Source organism: Citrobacter sp. TBCS-14 (assembly GCF_005280805.1).
Lineage (GTDB): Bacteria > Pseudomonadota > Gammaproteobacteria > Enterobacterales > Enterobacteriaceae > Citrobacter > Citrobacter gillenii.
Genome location: NZ_SZWM01000119.1, coordinates 1 through 201, shown reverse-complemented (window position 1 = coordinate 201; position 201 = coordinate 1). Strand labels below are relative to the sequence as shown.

Annotated in this window: 1 protein-coding gene; it reads right to left on the bottom strand. The window is 55.2% G+C overall.

Annotation, left to right across the window (positions count from 1 at the left end; translation table 11 throughout):
- The coding region (locus FDX22_RS00650; protein ID WP_146716574.1) for a hypothetical protein at positions 1 to 201 on the bottom strand (201 nt) is incomplete at both ends.

The following is a 201-nucleotide window of genomic DNA, read 5'->3' as shown; positions in this document are numbered from 1 at the left end:
CGGGCGCTTCTGCGCACGAACCTCAGGGTCAGGGAACAAAAATTCGAGACGTTCTTCCAGCCCTTCGCGTGATTTCGCCACAAGGAAATCTTCGGTGGTCATATCACCGGTCGGGAACTGCGGCAGGAAATATTCGCCCAGACGCACCGTCACGTTGCAGCGTTTAGCTATCTCGACGGTGTTTTGCAGTGCTTCCGGAAT